This window comes from Alteromonas sp. RKMC-009 (assembly GCF_003584565.2).
Lineage (GTDB): Bacteria > Pseudomonadota > Gammaproteobacteria > Enterobacterales > Alteromonadaceae > Alteromonas.
The window spans coordinates 3,446,348-3,470,070 of sequence record NZ_CP031010.1; the positions used below are offsets into that span (position 1 = coordinate 3,446,348).

20 protein-coding genes are annotated in these 23,723 nt (G+C 49.2%); 10 read left to right on the forward strand and 10 right to left on the reverse strand.

The features are described from left to right. Window positions 1-117: 117 nt before the first annotated feature. Complete coding sequence (locus DS731_RS15330; protein WP_119502150.1) at window positions 118-3,285, reverse strand: efflux RND transporter permease subunit; 3,168 nt, start codon at window positions 3,283-3,285, stop codon at window positions 118-120. Beyond that, complete coding sequence (locus DS731_RS15335) at window positions 3,285-4,529, reverse strand: efflux RND transporter periplasmic adaptor subunit (RefSeq protein ID WP_119502151.1); 1,245 nt, start codon at window positions 4,527-4,529, stop codon at window positions 3,285-3,287. Before DS731_RS15335 ends, DS731_RS15330 begins: the two co-directional genes overlap by 1 nt. Window positions 4,530-4,659: 130 nt before the next feature. Between DS731_RS15335 and DS731_RS15340 the strand changes: the two genes are divergently transcribed. Then, entirely contained in the window at window positions 4,660-5,727 is a 1,068-nt protein-coding gene (locus tag DS731_RS15340; protein WP_119502152.1) for a LysR family transcriptional regulator, read from the forward strand. A 76-nt stretch (window positions 5,728-5,803) separates the two neighbouring features. On the opposite strand, the gene lpdA is transcribed toward DS731_RS15340, so the two are convergent. The 6 genes from lpdA to ampD all read right to left on the reverse strand — a co-directional run bounded on the left by lpdA (window position 5,804) and on the right by ampD (window position 14,847). Continuing rightward, window positions 5,804-7,222 (reverse strand): dihydrolipoyl dehydrogenase, encoded by a 1,419-nt coding sequence (gene lpdA, locus DS731_RS15345; RefSeq protein WP_119502153.1) that lies wholly within the window; start codon window positions 7,220-7,222, stop codon window positions 5,804-5,806. 143 nt (window positions 7,223-7,365) lie between these two features. After that, a complete protein-coding gene (aceF, locus tag DS731_RS15350; protein ID WP_119502154.1) occupies window positions 7,366-9,354 on the reverse strand; it encodes a pyruvate dehydrogenase complex dihydrolipoyllysine-residue acetyltransferase in 1,989 nt (662 codons plus the stop codon). Between the two features lie 20 nt (window positions 9,355-9,374). Further along, window positions 9,375-12,041, reverse strand: a complete 2,667-nt coding sequence (gene aceE, locus DS731_RS15355) for a pyruvate dehydrogenase (acetyl-transferring), homodimeric type (protein ID WP_119502155.1) — start codon at window positions 12,039-12,041, stop codon at window positions 9,375-9,377. A 160-nt stretch (window positions 12,042-12,201) separates the two neighbouring features. Then, the gene (locus DS731_RS15360; RefSeq protein WP_119502156.1) at window positions 12,202-12,960 is read right to left on the reverse strand and encodes a GntR family transcriptional regulator; all 759 of its coding nucleotides are present in this window, start codon (window positions 12,958-12,960) and stop codon (window positions 12,202-12,204) included. A gap of 406 nt (window positions 12,961-13,366) precedes the next feature. Further along, the gene (gene ampE / locus DS731_RS15365) at window positions 13,367-14,233 is read right to left on the reverse strand and encodes a regulatory signaling modulator protein AmpE (RefSeq protein WP_119502157.1); all 867 of its coding nucleotides are present in this window, start codon (window positions 14,231-14,233) and stop codon (window positions 13,367-13,369) included. Between the two features lie 62 nt (window positions 14,234-14,295). Beyond that, window positions 14,296-14,847, reverse strand: coding sequence for a 1,6-anhydro-N-acetylmuramyl-L-alanine amidase AmpD (ampD, locus tag DS731_RS15370; RefSeq protein ID WP_119502158.1), 552 nt, complete (start codon window positions 14,845-14,847; stop codon window positions 14,296-14,298). A gap of 145 nt (window positions 14,848-14,992) precedes the next feature. Here ampD and DS731_RS15375 point away from each other — a divergent pair, with 145 nt between their 5' ends. The 9 genes from DS731_RS15375 to DS731_RS15415 all read left to right on the forward strand — a co-directional run bounded on the left by DS731_RS15375 (window position 14,993) and on the right by DS731_RS15415 (window position 21,953). Next, the gene (locus DS731_RS15375) at window positions 14,993-15,469 is read left to right on the forward strand and encodes a retropepsin-like aspartic protease family protein (protein WP_119502159.1); all 477 of its coding nucleotides are present in this window, start codon (window positions 14,993-14,995) and stop codon (window positions 15,467-15,469) included. A gap of 18 nt (window positions 15,470-15,487) precedes the next feature. Continuing rightward, window positions 15,488-16,345, forward strand: a complete 858-nt coding sequence (nadC, locus tag DS731_RS15380; RefSeq protein ID WP_119502160.1) for a carboxylating nicotinate-nucleotide diphosphorylase — start codon at window positions 15,488-15,490, stop codon at window positions 16,343-16,345. 242 nt (window positions 16,346-16,587) lie between these two features. Continuing rightward, the gene (locus tag DS731_RS15385; protein ID WP_119502161.1) at window positions 16,588-17,022 is read left to right on the forward strand and encodes a pilin; all 435 of its coding nucleotides are present in this window, start codon (window positions 16,588-16,590) and stop codon (window positions 17,020-17,022) included. A 70-nt stretch (window positions 17,023-17,092) separates the two neighbouring features. Next, window positions 17,093-18,301, forward strand: a complete 1,209-nt coding sequence (locus DS731_RS15390) for a type II secretion system F family protein (RefSeq protein WP_119502162.1) — start codon at window positions 17,093-17,095, stop codon at window positions 18,299-18,301. 113 nt (window positions 18,302-18,414) lie between these two features. Continuing rightward, a complete protein-coding gene (locus DS731_RS15395) occupies window positions 18,415-19,293 on the forward strand; it encodes a prepilin peptidase (protein WP_119502163.1) in 879 nt (292 codons plus the stop codon). After that, window positions 19,290-19,907 (forward strand): dephospho-CoA kinase, encoded by a 618-nt coding sequence (gene coaE / locus DS731_RS15400; protein ID WP_119502164.1) that lies wholly within the window; start codon window positions 19,290-19,292, stop codon window positions 19,905-19,907. The genes DS731_RS15395 and coaE overlap by 4 nt, the downstream gene beginning before the upstream one ends. A 77-nt stretch (window positions 19,908-19,984) precedes the next feature. Next, window positions 19,985-20,737, forward strand: coding sequence for a cell division protein ZapD (gene zapD / locus DS731_RS15405; RefSeq protein WP_119502165.1), 753 nt, complete (start codon window positions 19,985-19,987; stop codon window positions 20,735-20,737). Window positions 20,738-20,776: 39 nt separating this feature from the next. Beyond that, a complete protein-coding gene (gene yacG / locus DS731_RS15410) occupies window positions 20,777-21,007 on the forward strand; it encodes a DNA gyrase inhibitor YacG (protein ID WP_119503448.1) in 231 nt (76 codons plus the stop codon). Between the two features lie 73 nt (window positions 21,008-21,080). Then, window positions 21,081-21,953 carry an aspartoacylase gene (locus tag DS731_RS15415; RefSeq protein ID WP_119502166.1) on the forward strand — a complete coding sequence of 291 codons (873 nt, stop codon included), beginning with the start codon at window positions 21,081-21,083 and terminating at the stop codon, window positions 21,951-21,953. Window positions 21,954-22,056: 103 nt separating this feature from the next. Here DS731_RS15415 and DS731_RS15420 read toward each other — a convergent pair whose 3' ends face one another. Beyond that, entirely contained in the window at window positions 22,057-23,343 is a 1,287-nt protein-coding gene (locus tag DS731_RS15420; RefSeq protein ID WP_119502167.1) for a methyl-accepting chemotaxis protein, read from the reverse strand. Between the two features lie 8 nt (window positions 23,344-23,351). Further along, window positions 23,352-23,714 (reverse strand): response regulator, encoded by a 363-nt coding sequence (locus DS731_RS15425; protein ID WP_119502168.1) that lies wholly within the window; start codon window positions 23,712-23,714, stop codon window positions 23,352-23,354. Window positions 23,715-23,723: the final 9 nt, after the last annotated feature.

A 23,723-nucleotide genomic window follows, 5' to 3' on the forward strand; every position in this document is an offset into this window, starting at 1 on the left:
CAATACGCTGAGGATACGTAATGAAAAAGGCATTACTACGATCAAATTGTGATGAATTGTGTCTTTGACATAAAAAAGCCGCCCGGGGAGGGCGGCAAAAGGAGTCCCACGTCGGGTCTAAGCTGTGTGGGACTGCGCCTGAGACGTTAAGGCGGATGCCGGTTTGCGGTTCCGGCGTAGCAGGTAATAAAACACGGGGGTCAGCACCAATCCGAAGAAGGTAACACCAATCATGCCTGAGAATACCGCGACGCCCATAGCCTGACGCATTTCTGCACCGGCTCCGGTTGAAATTACCATTGGCAGCACACCCATAATAAAGGCAATGGATGTCATCAGAATGGGACGCAAACGCAGACGACATGCCTCTTTCACCGCCTCTAGCGCAGTGCGCCCTTCCTCTTCCAGTTCTTTAGCAAATTCAACAATCAGAATGGCATTCTTCGTGGCCAGACCAAACAACACAATGAGCCCGATTTGGGTGAAGATGTTGTTGTCTCCGCCGTAAATGCCCACACCGATTAACGCGCTGAGCAAAGTCATAGGCATGATAAGGATTATGGCCAGTGGTAATGACAAACTTTCATATTGTGCAGCCAGTACCAGAAACACCAGCAACACCACCAGCGGGAATACATACATAGATGCATCACCGGCCAGAATTTGCTGATAGGTTAATTCTGTCCACTCGTAGGTCATGCCAATTGGCAGGGTTTCATCGAGTATTTTCTCGATAGCAACCTTCGCCTCATCACTGCTGAAACCGGGCACAGGAGCACCGTTGATTTCAGCGGTAACGTAGCCGTTGTAGTGCATGACCCGGTCCGGTCCCGCGGTATGATTGATGTCTAAAAACGCGCCCAACGGAATCATTTCGCCCTGCGCATTGCGCACTTTGAACTGACGGATCTGTTCTGCATCCTGACGGAACTGAGAGTCAGCCTGCACATTTACCTGATAGGTGCGTCCGAACAGGTTGAAATCATTCACATACACCGATCCTAAATAGGCTTGTAAGGTGTCAAACAACGTATCAATGTTCACGCCCATACCTATGGCTTTGGTGCGGTCCACGTCCACATCCAGTTGCGGCACGCTCACGCGGTAACTGCTGAATGTGTCGGTGAGTACCGGGTTTGCCCAGGCTTTCTGCACCACCTGCTGCGTGACTTCATTTAAGGTTTCAAAACCCAGATTCCCGCGATCCTGCAATTGCAGACGGAAACCGCCGATTGTGCCTAATCCCAGCACAGGCGGAGGCGGAAACACGGCGACATACGCTTCTTTAATTGCTGCAAACTTCTGGTTTAACTGCCCGGCAATTGCACCGGCAGTGAGCCCCTTCCCTTCCCGGTCAGCGAAAGGCTTTAACGGGAAGAACACTACACCGGAACTGGGGCTGTTGGTAAACCCGTTAATATTCAACCCCGGGAATGCCACGACATCAGACACGCCATCCTGCTGCAACGCAATCGCGGACATCTGACGAACTACGTCTTCCGTTCTGTCCAGTGAAGAGGCATCAGGCAACTGGGCAAACGCAACCAGATACATTTTGTCCTGCGCCGGCACATAACCGGTAGGCGTACTGCTGAACTGCTGCCATGTGAGTGCCAGTAATCCTGCATACAGCAACATGATGATGCCGGATTTACGAATGAGGGAACCCACACCGGCGGTGTACGCTTTCGCGCCACGATCAAAGAACCGGTTAAACGGATTAAACAACCACCCGCCCAGCGCCTTATCCATGCCTCTGGTCAGCCAGTCTTTGGGTGCATCATGAGACTTTAACAACAAGGCTGATAATGCCGGACTCAGCGTCAGCGAGTTGATGGCTGAAATCACCGTTGAAATGGTAATTGTCAGGGCGAACTGACGGTAAAACTGGCCGGTGAGTCCGGACATAAATGCCGTAGGAATGAACACCGCCGCCAGTACCATGGTGGTGGCAATAATAGGCCCTGTCACTTCTTTCATGGCGATGGTTGTGGCTTCAACCGGCGAATGCCCGGCAGCGATATTACGCTCCACGTTTTCAACCACAACGATGGCATCATCCACCACGATACCGATAGCTAATACCAGTCCGAACAGGGACAACGCATTTAATGAAAAGCCCATGAGCTGCATGAATGCGAACGTGCCGACCAGAGACACAGGCACAGCAACCAGCGGGATAATGGATGCGCGCCAGGTTTGCAGGAACAGCACAACAACTAATACAACCAGTAATACCGCTTCGAACAGGGTATTCACTACGGCTTTAATGGAACCGCGCACAAAGACTGTGGGGTCATACACAATGTCGTAATCGAGACCTTCTGGAAAGGCTTTCGACAATTCAGCCATGGTAGCGCGCACATCATCACTGATTTGAATCGCATTGGAACCGGGCGCCTGGAAAATTGGCAATGCCGCGGCCGGACGATTGTTCAGTAACGAACGTAAGGTATAGTAATCCGCCCCCAGTTCAATACGGGCGACATCTTTTAACCGTGAAATCTCACCGGCGTCGCCGGTTTTAATGATGATGTCACCAAATTCACGTTCATCCAGTAAACGACCGCGAACGTTGATAAGTAACTGAAACTCGCTGCCACCGGCAGGCTGGGCACCAAGACTACCTGCTGCTGCCTGCTGATTTTGTGCCTGAATAGCGGAAATCACATCACCGGCATTCATGCCAAGGGCGGCCACTTTATTCGGATCCAGCCAGACTCTCATGGAGTATTCGCCGGCACCGAATAAGCGCACCTCGCCCACACCATTAATACGGTTCAGTTCATCTCTGACATTTTGCTCGGCATAGTTCGACAGATACAGCATGTCATAACGGCTGTCCGGCGATGTTAAATGCACAACCATGGTCAGGTTCGGCGAAGACTTCTCAGTCACCACACCCAGTCTCTGCACTTCCTGCGGCAGACGTGGCAAGGCACGGTTAACCCGGTTCTGCACCAGCGTTGTTGCAGCGTCGGGATCGGTACCGATTGCAAAAGTAATGGTCAGTGTCATTCTGCCATCAGAGTTAGCCTGAGAAGACATATACAACATATCCTCTACCCCGTTGATTTCCTGTTCTAACGGACTGGCTACGGTTTCGGCAATGATTTTAGGGTTGGCACCCGGATAATTAGCAGTGACCACCACGGTAGGCGGCACCACTTCGGGATATTCCGTTATGGGCAATTGCCACACGGCAATGGCACCGCCGATAAAGATCAGCAGTGACAACACCCCGGCAAATATAGGCCTGTGTATAAAAAACGTAGACAGATTCATTAACGACTTCCTTCAGGCGCATTCGCAGGTGATGCATTTGCGGCCAGGTCACTGTTCTGATTTATATTTTGCTGCCATACCTGCAACTGCTCGAAGGCTTCGCTGCTGTGCATAGATACTTCCGTAGGAGCAATAGTGGCACCCGGGCGGACGCGCTGCAGACCATTCACTACAATTTTGTCTGAAGGGAATAACCCGTCATCGATAAAACGAAGCGCACCCACTTTGTCGCCAAGCTTCACAGCGCGGTAAGCCAGAACATTGTTTTCATCGACAACCAGAACAAACTTGTTGTTGAGATCAGTACCGATAGCCGTTTCATCAATTAAAATACGATCGCGGGATTCACCGCTGGCAAGACGCAGGTGAGCAAATAATCCCGGCACCAGACGGCCGTCAGTATTATCAAACACCGCCCGCACTTTGATTGTGCCGGTATTCGGGTTGACCTGGTTATCAACAAAGTCCAGTTGACCCCAGTGCTCAAATTTCTCAGAGTTACTCAGTTGCATAGCCACAGTCAGTTGATCAAGTGGCTGAGACACTTCAGAAGGCGCAGAGGTATATGCAAGGTAAGTACTTTCATCAACATCAAAGTAGGCGTAAAGGCGGTCGACTGAAACAATGCTGGTCAGTACGCTTTGACCGGCGGTGACATAGTTACCGGCAGTAATATTTGCGCGGGAAACACGACCTGAAATAGGCGCTTCAACACGGGCAAAGCCCCGGTTTAACTGCGCTAAATCTAACGCAGCACGGGTTGAAGACACGCTGGCTTCAGCTTGTTCAACTGCCGCCTGACGGGCATCAGCAATTTCTTTCGAAATTGCATTGGTGCGGCGCAATGACGCAGCCCGCTCTGAATCCTGCTTAGCTAAACGTAAGCGGCTTTGCGCATCTTCAAGCTGGGCAGATAAGCGGTCGACTTCAGCTTTGAACGCGCGGTTATCAATAAGAAACAGGGTTTGACCCTGCTCAACCCATTCACCTTCTTCAAAGGCAACAAAGTCAATGTAGCCTGACACCCGCGGGCGCAGAGAAACTGTTTGCGGCGATTCAAGGCGACCGGTAAAAGTATCCCATTGAGCGATTTCCTGATGAATAACAGGCGCAATATCAACAGGAATGGCAGGCGCTGCTGTGCTGGCAGCAGCCTGATTAGCCGGGTTGGTATCTTCTCCGCCGCAGGCGGTTAACAGAATGGTGACCCATAATGCTAAAGAGAATTTTATTAATGCAGACATGGTTGGCGATCTCGTTGAGTGTGGATGCTGCGCATTATGCACACCGCCAATCAATAAAAATAATTATCTTTTTATATACAACACATCATTCCATGTAATATATTTATCGCAGGTTCACCGGAGTGCTGCTATGCGAACACAAGACTTAAATTTACTGATGATTTTCGATGCCATCATGACTGAAGGTGCTATCACCCGCGCCGCTGACAGACTGGCAATGACACAGCCCGCTGTCTCCAATGCCCTGTCCCGTATGCGTTCTGCCTGGGGTGATGAGTTATTTGTTAAAGACGGCAGAGGTATACAACCGACTTCTTTTGCCCGCAACTTATGGACACAGATACAGGGGCCGCTGAGCCAGCTTGAAACCGCCGTGAACCCTACCGTGTTTGATCCGGCCACATCGCAACGGACGTTTCGTATTGCTGCCACTGATACATTGGTAAAAATGATATGGGGCCCGCTTCGCCAAATCATCGAGCGGGAAGCGCCGGGTATTAATATCTTCGCGATTCCGAACCCGAACAGTGACAGTGAGAAAATATTAACTGACGCAGAAGCTGAGCTCTCCGTGTGTAAGTACACAGCGCCGAATTCAGTTATCCGTTCAGAGTTTCTGTTTGAGCCTAAGTATGTGGTTGTTATGCGCCCCGGTCACCCGCTGGCAAAAGAACGGTTAACGCTGGAAGAATTTGTGAATGCACAACACTTGTTAGTGTCTATTACCGGCGATACCACCGGTCCCACAGACCAGGTACTGAATAATTTAGGGTTGAGCCGCAGGATCGCCATGACGGTGAACGATTTTCACAATGTGCCGCCGTTACTGGAGCAGTCCGATCTTATCTGTGTGGCGCCGTCGTTAGTGGTAGAGCACGATATTTTTGCCGGCCGCCTGGCCGTATTTGAAACACCGGTGGAGATTATGCCAACGCCTGTGTCCTTGTTATGGCATAAACGTCAGGACGTGGACCAGGGTCTGCAATGGTTGCGTCGTCATGTTGTCCGTATTATCCACGAACGCTGTGCACAACATGAAGCCAGATTGTCCCAGTGTTGCCGGAAAGGTTATTGTCCGGAGACAGTAAAATCGATGAAAGCCCGTCAGTCAGACAAGCAGTGTGAAGGCGGATTAACAGTGACACCTAAACCGGTAAAATCCGTGGGCTCACCTTCCAAAGCCACCATGAGCAAATAGTTCGGGACTTAAAACGTCAGTCGTAAAAACAAAAAACGAGGCAGTTGCCTCGTTTTTTATTCAGCTGTTAAACAACTTACTTTTTCTTCGCCTTAGGGTTAGGCAGGTCAGTGATGCTACCTTCGAAGATTTCACACGCCAGACCGATTGACTCGTTCAGCGTCGGGTGAGCGTGGATAGTCAGACCTACGTCTTCTGCATCAGCACCCATTTCGATAGCCAGACCGATTTCGCCCAGCATTTCACCGGCGTTGGTACCAACCATTGCACCACCGATAACACGTGCAGTGTCTTTATCGAAGATCATCTTGGTCATACCGTTAGTTGCGTCAGACGCGATTGCACGACCAGAAGCTGCCCACGGGAAAGTTGCAGTTTCGTAGTTGATGCCCTGCTCTTTCGCTTCTTTCTCAGTCAGACCAACCCAGGCAACTTCTGGCTCAGTGTAAGCAACTGAAGGAATGCAGCGTGGGTCGAAGTAATGCTTCTTACCGGCAATAACTTCAGCAGCAACGTGACCTTCATGAACCGCTTTGTGCGCCAGCATAGGCTGACCAACCAGGTCACCGATTGCGTAGATATGGTCAACGTTAGTTTTCATTTGCTTGTCTACGTTGATGAAACCACGCTCATCAACAGTAACGCCAGCCGCATCAGCACCGATCAGTTTACCGTTAGGACGACGGCCAACCGCTACCAGTACTTTGTCGTAGCGAACTGCTTCTGAAGGTGCATTCTTACCTTCAAACGTTACATACAAGCCGTCATCTTTTGCTTCAACCGCGGTCACTTTGGTTTCCAGCATGATGTTGAACTTGTCTTTATAGTCTTTCATGAAGACTTTCATGATGTCTTTGTCAGCAGCAGGGATTAACTGGTCAAGGAATTCAACCACGTCAATTTTCGCACCCAGTGCTTCATAAACAGTACCCATTTCCAGACCGATGATACCACCGCCCAGTACCAGCATTTTTTCCGGAACATCTTTCATTTCCAGTGCGCCGGTTGAGTCGATTACGCGATCGTCTTCAGGGATGAAAGGCAGAGATACCGGCTCTGAACCGGCAGCGATAATCGCTTTCTCAAAAGAGATGGTTGTTTTGCCATCTTTACCTTCTACTTCCAGGGTATTTGCACCGGTAAATTTACCGTAACCCTGAACGTGTTTAACTTTACGCATTTTAGACATACCAGCCAGACCTTTTGTCAGCTGGCCAACAACACCGTCTTTGTACTCACGGATTTTGTCTAAATCGATTTTTGGCTCACCAAAGGTTACGCCGTGCGCAGACAAATGCTTGGCTTCTTTGATCACTTTAGCGACGTGCAGCAGGGCTTTTGAAGGGATACAGCCTACGTTCAAACATACCCCACCCAGTGTTTCACGGGCGTCTACGATGACGGTTTCGATACCTAAATCGGCTGCGCGGAAAGCGGCTGAGTAACCGCCGGGGCCTGCACCCAATACGACTAATTGCGTTTTAATTTCGCTCATTGTGACCTCAAATCTGTCCAAATATTTGATAAATATGCGTTACGGATTGTAACTAGGGCTTGCGAGCCCTGTAAAGCCAACTTGGCTTTATGATCATAAAAATCACAAAGGGGAGGTAATCAACCCTCCCCTTCACTCATTTTCTAAAGCAACATCTGGCGCATGTCTTCCAGAACTGCTTTTAAGTGTACAGCAAAGCGTGCTGCCACCGCGCCGTCAATAACACGATGGTCGTATGACAATGACAGCGGCACCATCAGACGAGGCTCAAACTCTTTACCATTCCACTTCGGTTTAATATCACTCTTCGATACGCCAAGGATGGCTACGTCAGGTGCATTAACGATTGGCGTGAATGCTGTACCACCAATGCCACCAAGGCTTGAAATGGTGAAGCAGCTACCCTGCATGTCAGCAGCTTTCAGCTTACCGTCACGGGCTTTCACACTGATTTCCATTAACTCTTTGGAAATCTCCATGATGCCTTTCTTGTCAACATCACGGACAACCGGCACGACCAGGCCTCCCGGCGTGTCTACTGCTATACCGATATGGTAGTATTTTTTCTGAATTAAAGACTCACCGTCCGCAGAAAGTGAAGTATTAAATACAGGATACGCTTTCAGTGCGTCGGCTACCGCTTTCATCATGAACACAAGCGGCGTAATTTTCACACCCAGCTTGCGCTTGTCAGCGATAACGTTCTGCTGCTTACGGAAATCTTCCAGATCAGTAATATCCGCTTCTTCGAACTGCGTAACGTGAGGGATGGTTACCCAGTTACGGTGCAGGTTCGGACCGGAGATTTTCTGAATACGGGTTAACGGCTTCTCTTCAATTTCACCGAACTTGGAGAAATCAACTTTAGGCTGCGCGATAACCTGTAAGCCACCACCTGTGTTGCCAGACGCTACGGCACCGGCTGTCGCTTTCGGACGGGCCAGTTCATGCTTCACGTAAGACTGGATGTCTTCTTTCAGAATACGGCCTTTACGACCTGTTGCGTCAACCTGAGTCAGATCAACACCAAATTCACGGGCCAGACGACGTACAGACGGAGACGCGTGCACTTTACCTGTCTTAGGCTTGTTGCCTGCAGACGGGTGGTGCGGAACCGGCGGCGCTTTCTGCTGAGGCGCTTGCGCGGCAGGAGCCGGCGCTGCTGCAGCAGGCTTGCTTTCCGCTTTAGGTGCAGCAGGTTTCGCCGCGCCCTTCACTTTCAGCATAATAACCGGTGTACCCTGAGACGCTTTGTCACCTTGCTTGATAAGCAGTTTGGTAACTGTACCGGCTTTAGGTGCAGGCACATCCATGGTCGCTTTGTCAGTTTCAAGGGTGATCAGGCCATCTTCCGCTTCCACGGTATCGCCTTCAGCAACCAGAATTTCGATAACGTCTACGTCAGTATCGCCACCGATATCAGGTACCTGAACTTCAATTTCTTCTTCCGCAGGCGCTTCTTCAGCGGCCGGCGCAGATTCTGCTGCTGGTGCCGGCGCTTCCGCCGGAGCTGATTCCTGTGCAGGCGCAGAAGCTTCGCCACCACCGACTTCCAGAGTCAGAACCAGAGAACCTTCAGACACCTTGTCACCTTCTTTTACTTTCAAGCTAACCACTTTACCCGCCTGCGGCGAAGGAACGTCCATGGTTGCTTTGTCAGTTTCTAAGGTGATCAGGCCGTCTTCCGCTTCCACGGTATCGCCTTCAGCTACCAGAATTTCGATTACGTCTACGTCAGCAGCGTCACCGATATCCGGTACCGTTACTTCAATCACAGACGTGCTGCCAGAAGCAGCCGGCGCTGCTTCCTGCTTAGGCGCTTCTTCTTTTAGCGCTTCCGCTTTCGGCGCTTCAGCAGCCTTTTCTTCAGCTGCAGGCGCACTGTCAGCAGCACCCGCTACTTCCAGTTTCGCCAGTAAATCGCCTTCAGAAATTTTATCGCCAACTTTTACAGTCAGCTCAGATACCTTGCCGGCAAACGGCACAGGGATATCCATGCTGGCTTTGTCGCTTTCTACCGTAACCAGTGCATCTTCCGCTTCTACGGAATCACCCACTGCTACGCAAATTTCGATTACTTCTACCGAATCTTCACCCAGATCCGGTACGAGAACGTCTTTAATATCTGCCATGTTCGTTAGTCTCCCTTAGCTTATGCGTAAAGTGGGTTAACTTTCTCGGCATCAATACCCAGATCCGTCATTGCTTTTGACAGTGTCTTGGCATCAACAGAACCCGCCTTGTAAAGTTCGTACAGCGCAGCGTAAGTCACGTATGCAGCGTCAACTTCGAAGTGACGACGCAGATTCGCGCGGCTGTCAGAACGACCGAAACCATCAGTACCCAGTACACGGTATGCGCCCGGTACGAAATCACGTACCTGCTCGCCGTAGTTCTTGATGTAGTCAGTTGCAGTGATAGTCGGACCGTCGTTACCTTCGCTGAGTACTTCAGTGATGTAAGGTACTTTCGCTGTCGCTTCAGGGTGCAGCATGTTGTGACGGTCACAATCCTGACCATCGCGTGCCAGTTCGTTGAACGACGTTACGCTGTAAACTTCTGCTTCTACGCCGTAGTCAGACGCCAGTTTCGCAGCCGCTTCACGTACCTGCTCAAGGATGGTACCAGAGCTCAGCAGTTTCACTTTCTTATCGCTGCTGCCTACTGTATCCAGCTTGTAGATACCTTTAACGATACCTTCTTCAACACCCTTAGGCATTTCAGGCTGCTTGTAGTTTTCGTTCATGACTGTCAGGTAGTAGAACACGTCTTCCTGATCTTCCAGCATGCGACGTAAACCGTCTTGTACGATAACAGCCACTTCATAACCGTAAGTCGGGTCGTAGCTCACACAGTTCGGGATTAATGCCGCCTGAGTATGAGAGTGACCGTCCTGGTGCTGCAAACCTTCGCCGTTCAGCGTTGTACGACCAGCAGTACCACCAACCAGGAAACCACGGGTACGTGAATCACCGGCTGCCCATGCCAGGTCGCCAACACGCTGGAAACCAAACATTGAGTAGTAGATGTAGAACGGCACCATTGGCAGGTCGTTGGTGCTGTAAGACGTACCTGCTGCTAACCACGATGCCATCGCACCCAGTTCGTTGATACCTTCCTGCAGTACCTGACCTTTCTTGTCTTCACGGTAGTAAGCAACCTGATCAGAATCCTGTGGCTCGTATTTCTGACCTTGTGAAGAGTAGATACCTACCTGACGGAACAAACCTTCCATACCGAAAGTACGGGCTTCATCAGGGATGATAGGTACGATGCGCTTACCGATTTGCTTGTCTTTAAGCAGTGCAGTCAGTACACGTACGAACGCCATAGTGGTAGAGATTTCACGGTCGCCGGAACCTTTAGTGATGGCCTCGAACGCTTTCAGAGCAGGCGCTGGCAAGTCTTCAGTTGCTTTAGCGCGACGAACCGGCATATAGCCATGCAGGGCTTCACGACGTGCGCGCAGATATTTCATCTCTTCGCTGTCTTCGTCGAACTTGTAGTAAGGCAAATCAGCTAATGCTTCGTCAGATACAGGGATGTTGAAACGATCGCGATACTGCTTAACCGCTTCTTTGTCCATTTTCTTAACCTGGTGGGCAATGTTCTTACCTTCACCGGATGCCCCCATGCCGTAACCTTTAACGGTTTTAGCAAGGATTACCTGTGGACGACCTTTAGTCTTGGTTGCGCGATCGTATGCCGCATAAACTTTAACCGGATCGTGACCACCACGGTTCAGACGCCAGATGTCTTCATCTGACATGTTAGAAACCATTTCTTTCAGTTCAGGGTACTTACCGAAGAACTTCTCACGGGTGTACGCGCCGCCTTTGGCTTTACAGTTCTGGTATTCACCGTCGATAGTTTCGTTCATCAGGTCAAGCAGCTTGCCTGAAGTATCGCGGGCTAACAGTGGATCCCAGTAGCGACCCCAGATAACTTTGATCACTTCCCAGCCTGCGCCGCGGAATGTACCTTCCAGTTCCTGAATGATTTTGCCGTTACCACGTACAGGGCCGTCAAGACGCTGCAGGTTACAGTTGATAACGAATGTCAGGTTGTCCAGGCCTTCGCGGGCAGCCAGACCGATAGCACCCAAGCTTTCCGGCTCATCACACTCACCGTCACCCATGTAGCACCATACGCGCTGTTCTGAGCAGTCTTTGATACCACGGTCAGTCAGGTACTTAAGGAAACGGGCAAGATAAATCGCCTGCATTGGACCTAAGCCCATAGATACAGTCGGGAACTGCCAGAAATCAGGCATTAATTTAGGGTGCGGGTAAGAAGACAGACCTTTGCCGTCTACTTCCTGACGGAAACCATCCAGTTGTTCTTCGGTCAGACGACCTTCAATGTATGCACGGCTGTAGATACCGGGTGCCACGTGGCCCTGATAGAATACGAAGTCGCCGCCATCTTTTTCATTTGGTGCACGGTAGAAGTGGTTGAAGCCCACATCGTACAGCATTGCAGAAGATGCAAAGCTTGAAATGTGACCGCCCAGCTCTAAGTCTTTCTTAGAACCACGCAGAACCATCATCAGGGCATTCCAACGCAGGGCGTTACGGATTTTGCCTTCAATAGTCTGGTCACCAGGCATGGTAGGTTCTTGCCCAGGTGGAATCGTGTTGATGTAAGCCGTGGTTGCGTCGTACGGCAAGTGGGCACCATTTCTGCGTGCTTTCTCAATCAGTGATTCTAATAAAAAGTGCGCTCTTTCAACGCCTTCTTCTTCTAATACTGACTCTAACGACTCCAGCCATTCTTGTGTTTCTTGTGGATCCACATCTTGGTGCATCATTTCAGTCATGGTGCCATCCTATTGTTGCTGATATTGAAAACCATCCTTGCCGGCAAAACCGGAGGATGGAAAGACTAAAACCAGGTTGTACGTTACGTAGGCCTTACCGGCTTACTGTTTTTCTTTTCTTACCTGTTACAAACCGGCAAGGAATTACTAAGGCAGAGCCTTAAATCTCCAGGCGTCTTAACGCGCGTTGCACTCGGCTGTCACGCTGGTTAATCGCCAGAAGCGTTTTCTCAATTAACGCAAGGTGGGCGTTACACGCCTGTCTTGCTGCTTCCGGGTCGCGGGATGCGATAGCAGCCAGAATTTCCTTACGCTGACGTCTGACTTCGGCGTTAATGTCTATTTCATCATTCTGATGTAAGGCAAACATTTCGAAGTTACGTTCAATATTCTCGACCAGCATGGTCTGCATGGTGCTCATTACATGTAACAACACCATGTTATGGGAGGCGCGCGCCATCACCATATAAAATTCACCGACCGCTTCTGCCAGAGCACGTTTACTTTCCCCGGGAGCGGGTACCGGCAAGTTATCCAGCGCGGCCTGCAGTGCCTGATAATCTTCAGGCTGGCCCCGCAGCGCTGCGTAATAGGCAGCCATACCTTCCAGCGCATGACGAAATTCAAGTAGATCGAACTGCGTTTCCGGACGACGACTGATAAGCGCCATTAACGGGTCGGTCATTGCCGCATTAAGGTTACGGCTGACAAAGGTGCCGCCTCCCTGCTTGCGCTCAACCAGACCACGGGCCTGCAGGTTGCCAATTGCTTCACGGAGCGAAGGACGGGAAACATCAAACTGGGTTGCCAGTTCGCGTTCAGGAGGTAGTTGTTGTCCGGCCAGCAGTGTGCCATCAAGAATCATTGATTCGAGCTGTTCAGTGATGACATCTGATAATTTTTTCCGACCGTGGCGCATACCTGTGCGGTTCCTCGCTTATGAAAAGAGGCGGCCATAATGTAAACAAAGTTACTTGCCACCCACTCATTGGTCATACCATTTTACCTATCTAGTTTAGGGCAGATCGAAATGGAGGTAAATAGTCACCCATCGAAAGTAAGTTACATTTAACCTTTTAGACGAGCTAAATATTGAAATTGTTGAAATTTTTTTACAACATCATCTGGTCTGATGAGCGAAATGTGTTGTTTTTCTGTTCAAATCCGGTTGATTTAACGTGCTTTAGGGTTCATGGATGATGTGCAGAAATGAAGAGGTAAAGTATTGGCGGGGCACTCTTTGTATTAACAAATTGCCCCTGTATTGTTCTGTTATTGCAGGTCTCGTTATCATTTTACTGTGTAGTAAGACCCCGCGGGCTGTTTCAGGCAACCCAACCGGTAATGGTGAGAACAGATGTGATCACCAGGATAAAAATGATATTCCTTTTTGCCAGCTTTACACCTGCCTGAACGTGTGCACACGCAGTCATTCTGCTGCAGGTAGCGCTGTCTCCGGCTTCAATAATTTCAGCCTGACGGGCTACAGACCAGAGTACAGCCGGCGTGCCTTCAGACACATTTGTCAGTTTCTCAAGCCAGACGGATGTGGCGCGGGAGAAATGCCCCACCACCAAAAATCCCAATGTCACCGCACGGGCTGGTAACCATTCCAGTGCGAAGAGCAACTGCCCTGTGGTCAGCGCTGCCTCCATGTGTTTGCCACGGTAATAATGGTGAGCTTCACGGACAAACATATAGAACAACGCGCCCGGTGCGCCGAAGAAAATGAAGAACAACATTACCGCGCCGTAATAACGAAAGTTTGCCAGCAAAAGTAATTGCTGCATGCGTGTGCCGTCGTCCGGCTCCGGTTCATTGTCTTCTTTACCCAGCAACCCGAGATGTAGTTCTTTTTCATACAAATCACAGGCTTCTCTGTCTTCCCGCTGGGCAGCCTGAAGCCAGGACTTATAAATCCGGCGAAAATTCGTACACCCTAATGCAAGGAACAGCACCGCCGTCTGAACGACAAATGTCAGAAAGCCACCGAAAATGTAAGTTTCTGTCAGCCCTAACAGCACCGCCGGTATAAGAAGGTACAGCCAGATTTTGCGGGATGCCTGTGTATCGTCGCCGCTTATGCCCATTTTTCGCAAACAGAAGTTAACAAAAACCGGTGACTGCCAGTAGCGGTTCCGCAAGAACATTCTGTCAAACGCCAGCGCCAGTAAAAGACTAATCAGAATCACGTCATTATTCCTTTATTCCCGGGTCCGGTGACCCGTTATCACTTAAACAATATTAACTAACGTTACTGCTGCTTTGTCGCTTCAAACGACAAGCCTGTGCGCAACCGGCACCAGTCAAAATACTCTCCCGGATCGGTTTTACGGCCGGGTGCAATATCACTGTGTCCGGTAATTCTGCCGATGGTGATGGCCGGATGGGTGTCGATAATAAACTGTGTCACCCGTTGTAATGCCTGATATTGCTCAGCAGTGAACGGTTCGTTATCACAACCTTCCATTTCAATACCAATGGCGTAGTCGTTACATTTATTACGCCCCTGAAAAACAGAAAGCCCGGCATGCCAGGCTCTTGCCGATAGCGGCACAAACTGTTCAACCTGCCCGTCACGGTAAATCACACAATGAGCAGATACTTTTACGTTTTTAAGATCGCTATAGGAAGGATGTGCATTGATATCAATGGTACCGGTGAACAACCGGCGGATATCACCTGTACCGTACTGTCCGGCAGGTAATGAAATATTATGGATGACAAGCAATGAAATGCAGGCATCTTCCGGCCGCTCATCATAGAACGGTGACGGTGTGTACTGACTGTCGGGGATAAAATCCATGGTCGCACAGAAAATCTCAGGTCATGCCTAAGTTTGACATCTGCTATTGCCATACTCAAGAATAACCCTACATATAACTTTCAAAGTTAGACACTTATATATAGCCGGGGGAACGGTGAGCAGTGAACATAATGCCGGAAAGTGGATGTACATACTGGCCTGGATTTGCGGGCTGGGCTTGCTGACATTTGTTTTTGGTGACTTGCTTGACCGGCAGGAAAACCCGAATCGTGAACCGGAATCTGTGCGCATTGAAAATCAAACGGAAGTGCGGCTGAAACAAAACCGCGCCGGTCATTACGTCACGGCGGGCACGATAAACGGCGTACCGGTTGAGTTTATGATCGATACCGGCGCAACAGATGTTGCCATTCCCGCACATCTGCAGGAAAGACTTGGTTTAATCCCTACGGGCAGTGTACTGGCACAAACCGCCAACGGTGTGGTTCGTGTTGCAAGAACTGAGTTAAACAGTGTGTCTATTGGCGATATAACTGTTCATAACGTACGTGCGAATCTCAACCCCGGTATGAATGGTGAACAAATTTTACTCGGAATGAGCGTTTTAAAGCAGCTTGAGTTTACTCAGCGCGGAGAATGGTTAATATTGCGTACACTTTAATATAAGCAGAGCGTAAGCATGACTATTCCTTCTCAAGCCGCGATCCGCCAGCAAGTCTCAGAAGCACTGGCTGAAGATCTGGGCGGCAGCGCCGACGCCGGTGCAGATATCACCGCAAACCTGATTGATGCATCCACGCAGGCCACAGCTACCATTATTACCCGTGAGGATTGTATTGTTTGTGGTATGGCCTGGGTTGAAGCAGCATTCAACTTGATCGATCCACAAATAGATATCACGATCCATACACAAGACGGGAATGCAGCCAAAGCTAATGACGTGCTGGTTTCATTGTCCGGTCCTGCCAGAGGCATTCTCACTGCCGAGCGCACTGCGCTGAATTTTCTGCAAACCCTTTCCGGTACGGCAACCGTTGCACATCACTATGCATCGCTGCTTGACGGCTATCCGACAAAGATACTGGACACCCGTAAAACACTGCCCGGACTACGCCTTGCCCAAAAATATGCCGTCGCCTGTGGCGGTGGTCAGAATCACCGGATCGGATTATTCGATGCCTTTCTGATCAAAGAGAATCATATTTTTGCCTGCGGATCGATTACGAAGGCTGTACAGATCGCAAAGCGAAATCATCCGGACAAACCGGTGGAAGTGGAAGTGGAAAGCCTTGATGAGCTTGAGCAGGCGCTTGATGCAGGTGCAGATATCATCATGCTGGATAACTTTACAAACGATCAGATCCAAAGCGCAGTCGACATCACAAAAGGCCGGAGTAAACTCGAAGTGTCTGGCAATATTACGGAAGAAAGATTGCAATCTTTAGGAAAATTAGGGGTTGACTTCATATCTTCAGGGGCATTAACGAAACACGTTCAGGCTATCGATCTGTCGCTTCGTGTCGCTATGAAAGGATAAAATTCACTTACAAATCAAAAGAGTGGATACATTCCTGTTATCCCCTAAAGGTATTCACTCTCATCCCCTCACTGCTGTAGAACCTATTCATATGTATATTTCTGAATACTTGTCAGTTGACTTGCTCCGCCTATACTGAGCATCAAGTACCGGGGACGTTGAAAAGGACGACTCGGGTATAAATCGTAACTTTGAATGAAAGATTTAATTTAGCGCATTATACGCAAACCCGGAGATATACCATGAAAAATGTTAACGCTCAAAACCAAAAAGGTTTCACTCTTATCGAACTGATGATCGTTGTTGCTATCATCGGTATCCTGGCAGCAGTTGCTTTGCCAGCGTATCAAAACTACACGAAGAAAGCACGATACTCTGAAGTTATTATGGCTACACAGGCGGTGAAAACTGCTGTTGAAGTTTGTGCTCAGACTGAAGCTGATTTGACTTCTTGTAGCGCTGGTGAAAACGGCGTACCAACTAACCTTAGCGGCGGTGTTTCCGATTACGTAACATCTGTAACATGGACTGATGCAAATGCTACCACAGGAGCAATCGTAGTGGTACCTGCTGCGAGTGGTGGTTTGGCTGCTACAGATACTTACACTCTGACAGCAACCTATGCTTCAGGTGTAGTAACTTGGGCAGAGACTTGTGCCAACACTGACCTTTGCTAATAACCTCATGAATTGTAAAGCCTGACTGCTGTTGGGCTTTTTCTTTTCATAGATTCAAGGACAGTTTTCCATGAGTAAGGTAGCCGTAACATTTGTCTGGCAAGGGGTTGATAAACACGGAAGCTCGAGAAAAGGAGAAATATCTGCCCTAACGTTGTCTGAAGCTAAAAACCTATTGCGAAAGCAGGGCATATCTGCAAGAAAAGTTAAGAAGCAGGCTAAACCACTCTTTGGTGGCGGACAAAAAATTACTGCGCAGGATATATGTATAATATCGCGGCAAATAGCTACCATGCTGGGTGCCGGCGTCACCCTTATTCAATCACTGGATATGATCGCATCCGGCCATGACAAAGCCTCCATGCGCAAGTTACTTGGCGAAATTTCAACAGAAGTTAAAGCCGGTAATCCCCTGTCATCCGCATTACGGAAACATCCTCTTTATTTTGATGATTTGTACTGTGATCTGGTGAAAACCGGTGAACAATCAGGTGCCCTGGAAACCATCTACGATCGGATCGCTACTTATAAAGAGAAAGCGGAAGCACTTAAGGCTAAAATCAAAAAGGCGATGTTTTACCCCATCGCTGTTCTTGTTGTTGCGTTTATCGTAACAACAATCCTTTTGGTATTCGTGGTACCCCAGTTCGAAGAAATTTTCAGTAGTTTCGGGGCTGAGTTGCCGGCGTTTACCCAGTTTGTTCTGGCAATATCGCGGTTTGTTCAGGATTACGGCATTTTTATCGGGATGGGCATTGCCGGTGCAGTCTTCTTATTTATCCGGGCCTTGAGAAAGTCTAAACGTATGCAGGATAAAATGGATGCACTGACACTGAAAATTCCGGTAGTGGGCGAAATCCTGAAAAAAGCGGCGGTTGCCCGTTTCACCCGCACCCTGTCAACGACCTTTTCTGCCGGTGTTCCGTTAATTGGCGCTCTTGATTCTGCTGCCGGTGCATCGGGCAATGCCGTGTACCGGGAAGCTATATTGTTCATTAAGAAAGAAGTCGCGGGCGGCTTACAAATGAACACCGCCATGCGGGCTACTAACGTATTTCCCGACATGGTGTCGCAAATGGTGGCCATTGGTGAAGAATCCGGTTCCGTAGACGAAATGCTGGCAAAAATTGCTACGATTTATGAAGCGGAAGTAGATAATATGGTCGATGGTCTCACCAGCTTGCTGGAGCCACTGATTATGGCTGTACTCGGGGTGATTATCGGCGGCCTGATTATAGCCATGTACCTGCCTATCTTCCAGATGGGTAACGTGGTGTAACAAATTTGAGCAGCCGCCTGTGGTTACGCACCCAAAACTAATTATTCATTGAGACAGGACTGCTTTTCGGGCAGTCTTGTTGTATCAGAACACGATAAAAATAAAGCGCTTGTATGGACGCCATCATTTCATTAATGCAGCAGAGTCTGCCGGTGTTTCTCACCACCATCTTCATTTTCAGTTTGCTGGTTGGCAGTTTTTTAAACGTTGTCATCTACCGTCTACCCATCATGATGGAGCGAAGCTGGAAAGCGGAATACCAAAGTTACTTTCACGAAAATGAACAGCCCGCAGAGCAGGAACCTTTCAATCTGGTAAAACCGGACAGCACCTGCCCTCACTGTCATCACAAAATCCGGGCATGGGAAAACATCCCTGTGATCAGCTATCTGATGCTGGGCGGTAAATGTGCAGGGTGTAAGGCTGGTATTTCAATCCGTTATCCGCTGGTAGAACTGTTTACCGCACTGGTGTGTACATTTACAGCCTGGCATTTCGGTGCCACAGCGCAGGGTATCTGGGCGGTATTGGTAGTCTTTATTCTTATTGCGCTGCTCTTTATCGACCTTGATAAAATGCTGCTGCCGGATCAATTAACATTGCCATTGCTATGGCTGGGACTGATCTTAAGTACTCAATCTGTCTTTACAGGTCCGGTGGACGCCATTATTGGTGCTGCTGCGGGCTACTTGAGTTTGTGGTCGGTCTACTGGTTGTTTAAATTGCTCACCGGCAAGGAAGGAATGGGGTACGGCGATTTTAAATTGCTCGCCGCATTAGGCGCCTTTACCGGATGGCAGGGCCTGCCCATTATTATTCTGCTTTCCTCCGTGGTAGGAGCCGTGGCAGGTATCACACTGATGATTGTTCAGCGCTCCGGTAAATCTCTTGCGATCCCCTTTGGTCCGTATCTCGCCGTCGCCGGTTATCTCACATTATTGTATAAGGCAGAGATCATAGATGGTTATCTTGCTTGGGTGACGGGTGCATGAGCCATCCTTACGTTGCAGGATTAACCGGTGGGATCGGCAGCGGCAAGTCTGCTGTCAGTGATTTATTTGCGCAGCTCGGCATAACCATTGTCGATGCTGACGTAGTTGCCCGTCAGGTGGTTGAACCCGGTACGCCGGCGCTTGCGAAAATCGCCGGTCATTTTGGCCGTGACATTTTACAGGAAGACGGCACACTGGACCGCGCCGCTTTGCGTAAACAGGTCTTCGCTGATGAGACGGCAAAACAGTGGCTTAACGCCCTGCTCCACCCGGCGATCAGGGAAGAAATGCGAAAGCAGCTGGAAGCAGCCACCAGCCCCTACGTGATTTTTTCGGTGCCTCTGCTCATAGAAAACGGACTTGATGCAATGGCAGATACTGTGATTGTGGTTGACTGTGAGGAAGACACTCAACTTACGCGGGCACTTAAGCGGGATGGCAGTGACGAGACAACTATCCGTGGGATCATGGCATCTCAGGCCAGCCGTCATGACCGGCTGGCTAAGGCCAGTCATATAATAGATAACAACGGTGCCCTTGAACTTTTACCCGCTCAGGTTGAACAATTACATCAAATATTACTGAAAGCAGCAGAAAAATCCCCCGGTAGCTGAACGGCTGTTTTTTCCTTAGGGCTTGATATTTTGGCACTTTTGCGCTGTAGTGCTAACAGTTTATCAGAGAGGCCCACATGACCAGCACCACATACGAATTTCCGCTTAAAGAAAAAGTGAGGAATTACCTGCGCATCGAGCACCTGCTTGCGCAGTTGAAGACCGGTGCCTCAGTGCAGAATAAAGCCCTGCATGTGTACTTCTTCGAGCAATTATTCACCCTAATGGACCTGCTGGACCGGATTGATCTGCGTACGGATCTGATTAAAGATCTTGATGTCCATGAACGCAACCTGGTGCACTGGTCCCAGTATCCGAATATTGATACAGACGCGCTTGAACAGTCCTTAAAAGTGATTGTACGCCTGAAAGGCAAACTAAAAGCGGAACGCAAATTCGGCACAGCGTTGAAAGAAGATAAATTTCTCAACGGGATCCGGCAGCGTTTTTCCATACCCGGCGGCACCTGTAGCTTTGACTTGCCCAATTTGCACTACTGGCTTAACCGTTCCAAAGAAGACATTCAGGAATCGATGAAAGAATGGCTCTTATCCCTGGCATTGCTGGAAGAAACAGTATCGGTACTGTTGTCGTTCCTGCGGGAAAGAGGTCCGTTTAAACCCATGGAAGCCACAAACGGCTTTTATCAGGGCGTAGCCGATGACAAGTGCGGATTGATCCGCGTTCGCTGTGATGCTAATCAGGGGTATTACCCCACTCTCAGCGGCAATAAATACCGCTTCGCCATTCGCTTTATGCTGTTTGAAAATGAAGCCGGACAGTCTCCCTCTGTGGAGAATACAGTGTCTTTTGCTATGGCAGCCTGCTAGACTGCCGCCATACTTTTTACCTGAAAGAGAGTGAATTCAGTGAAGGTTAACTGTCCTGTATGCAGCACATCTGTCGAGTGGTCTGCAGAAAATAAACATCGTCCTTTTTGTTCCAAGAAATGCCAGCTAATCGATCTGGGTGAATGGGCAGGTGAAGAGCGCGCGATTCCCGGGCCAAAGCAGCATTCTGATACACCGCCCGGAATGCCTGATATCGAAGACATTGAAGCAATGCTCAGTCAGCAGCAGGACGATTTTTTTAAACACTAAACCCTTCCCCGTTGAGCGTTTTGTGTGAATGTATCCGGGCATTCAGCCCGAATTCAGATAAGGCTTTTCTCTTATGTTAAATTCAATTGCACTTATTGGCGGTACTCACGGCAACGAGACCAGTGGTATTCAACTTATCCGCAACTGGCAGAAGTCCGGTTTGCCTGAGCGCTTCTCGTCTCTGAATGTCACCTGTGATTTTGCCAACCCGGCGGCTATGGACGCCAATGTCCGTTTTCTGGATGAAGATTTAAACCGGCAGTTTACTGCTGAACGTCTTGCAGCAGACAACCCGGCCAGAGAGGCTGTTCTGGCAAAATCACTGAATGAACGCTTTGGCCCGAAGGGAAATGCGGCAACAGATTTTTTCATCGACATCCACAACACCACCAGCCACATGGGGGCTACCCTGATTGTGCTGGAAGCCGACGAATTTAATACTAAACTTGCCCGGTTTGTTAAAGACGTTATGCCGGAAGCCAATATTCTGGTGGAAGATGAAAAAGATTACGCATCTCACGGCTATTTGTGCACAGTGGGCAAAAAGGGTGTGATGATTGAAGTCGGCGCTCAGCCACAGGGCGTATTACGGGAAGATGTTTATCAGTTAACGCAAACGATGGCGGAAGCGATTCTGGATTTTTGTGTCGCCTGGAATACAGATAGCAACTCAATGGATTCGCTGCCTGCCTGCGAGGCTTTCAGATTGGGTTATGAGGTAAAATTCCCGCTGGATGAGAACGGCGTACGTAAAGCCATGATCCACCACAGCATTCAGGATCAGGATTTTACACCACTGCTTCCCGGTGCGCCGGTATTCCGGGGGTTTGACGGTTCAGATTATGTCTGGGAAGATGACAAAGAAACCTACCCCCACTTTATAAATGAAGCAGCATATTTCAAATTAGACGTGGCCTTCGCCACTGCCGACCGGATTGAGTTCTGATCCTGAAGGTTTTGCTGCCGGCAAGTACCGGTTAGTGTGCGACGATAAAAAACAGGCCGCTCTTATTGCAGAGCGGCCTGTTTCATTTCTGAAACTGTGCAGATCAGAACAACTCGATTTTCGGTTCCCGGGTTTCTTCCGGCGCTACCCGCTTTTCGCCAGTAGAGGTGGTCAGGTCGAAGTGAATACGGCGCTGATCTTCCATGACATACTTCTCAAACATTTCCGCCGTACTTAAATTGAATGAGTCGTCGAAAGCCTTACGTCCGTCAATGTAGTCGGAGAACTGGCCGAACAGGCTCACCAGGGCTTCATGTTCCAGCTTTACGTTCTCGGCGCGCTGGCGGATAATATCCTGAAACTGGATCTTACCGATAGCCCCGCTGACTTTGCCGGCGATGTCTTTTGCTACGCCGCTGAAGCAATTGAGCATCCGCGGGCTGAATTCCTCGAGCCGGCGGTAATGGGCCGTCATACTGGCCAGAGAGCCAGAGAACGACGTCAGTAATTCACAGGTTTCATCACTCTGATTCGTAGAAAGCAGTTTTTCACCATGGACTTTTGCTGTTTCCATTGCAGAGCGGATCCCGGATTCAATTTTCTCTGCGGCCTCTGACGACTGGGAAGATAAGGTCCTTACCTGTTCTGCCACCACGGCAAATCCACGTCCGTATTCTCCGGCCCGCGCAGCTTCAATCGCTGCATTCAGTGCCAGCAAGTTAGTTTGAAACGCGATGTTTTTTACCAGCTCAGTAAGCTCTTTGAGCTTATCAATTTCCTGCAGGACTTCCTGAATCGCCGCAGTATGGGCTTTGTCGTGTTCCTGCTGGGTATTTATTAGCTGGGTAATTTCTTCCAGACGGTGATTTGCCTGGTCAATTTCCGCTGCACTTTCTTCCTTGAATTCAGCAGTATTACGCTGGGAAAGCTCAATACTGTCGATACCGTTTTGAATGACTTCTTCAATCTGATATAAGGCACTCATCAAGTCGACGGAAGCTTCTTCGGTAATGTTAGAAATACCGTCAATCTGTCCGTTCAGAATACTTGCATACTCATCTACCTGCTGGTGAGTGGTATGCAACTGTTCTGAAGTTTTGTCCAGATAAGCATTTGCTTCCGCCAGTGCTGTTTCAAGTTCATCAATGTACCGGGTTTCAGCCACGGTCTGACGTACAACCCAAAGGGCGCTGGTTACGAGACTACAAATAATTGCTCCCCACCATGACAACTGCGTTCCGGCAAACTGGTTTATAAGCAGCACGCTTACCAGCGCGATACTTGTTCCGGTTATACACAGTGCCGCCGCCTGTACAGACGGACTGGCGTACCACTGAGTCTGCTTCAGGCGTGCAACAGCAGTCAGAAATATTTCTCGTAAATTCACCATAAAGCCTCCTACGGCACCAATTGTTTTACTACTGCGATCAATTGATCAGGTTCGACAGGTTTTACCAGCCATCCTGTGGCACCAGCACGCTTTGCTTCTTCCCGCTTGGTTTGTTGTGATTCAGTGGTCAGCATCAAAATAGGTGTGAATCTGAATTTCGTATTTTTCTTTATTTCTTTAATCAGCTCTATGCCGTTCATTCCCGGCATGTTCAAATCGGTGATGATGAGTTTTGGAGACGCGCTTTGCAGTGTTGTCAGCGCAGCTTCAGCATTTTCTGATTTAATAATGTCGTAGCCTGCACGTTTTAACAGCATTTCCATACTCATCAGCATGGTCGCCGAATCGTCAACTAAATGGATGGTCTTCATTGATCACCT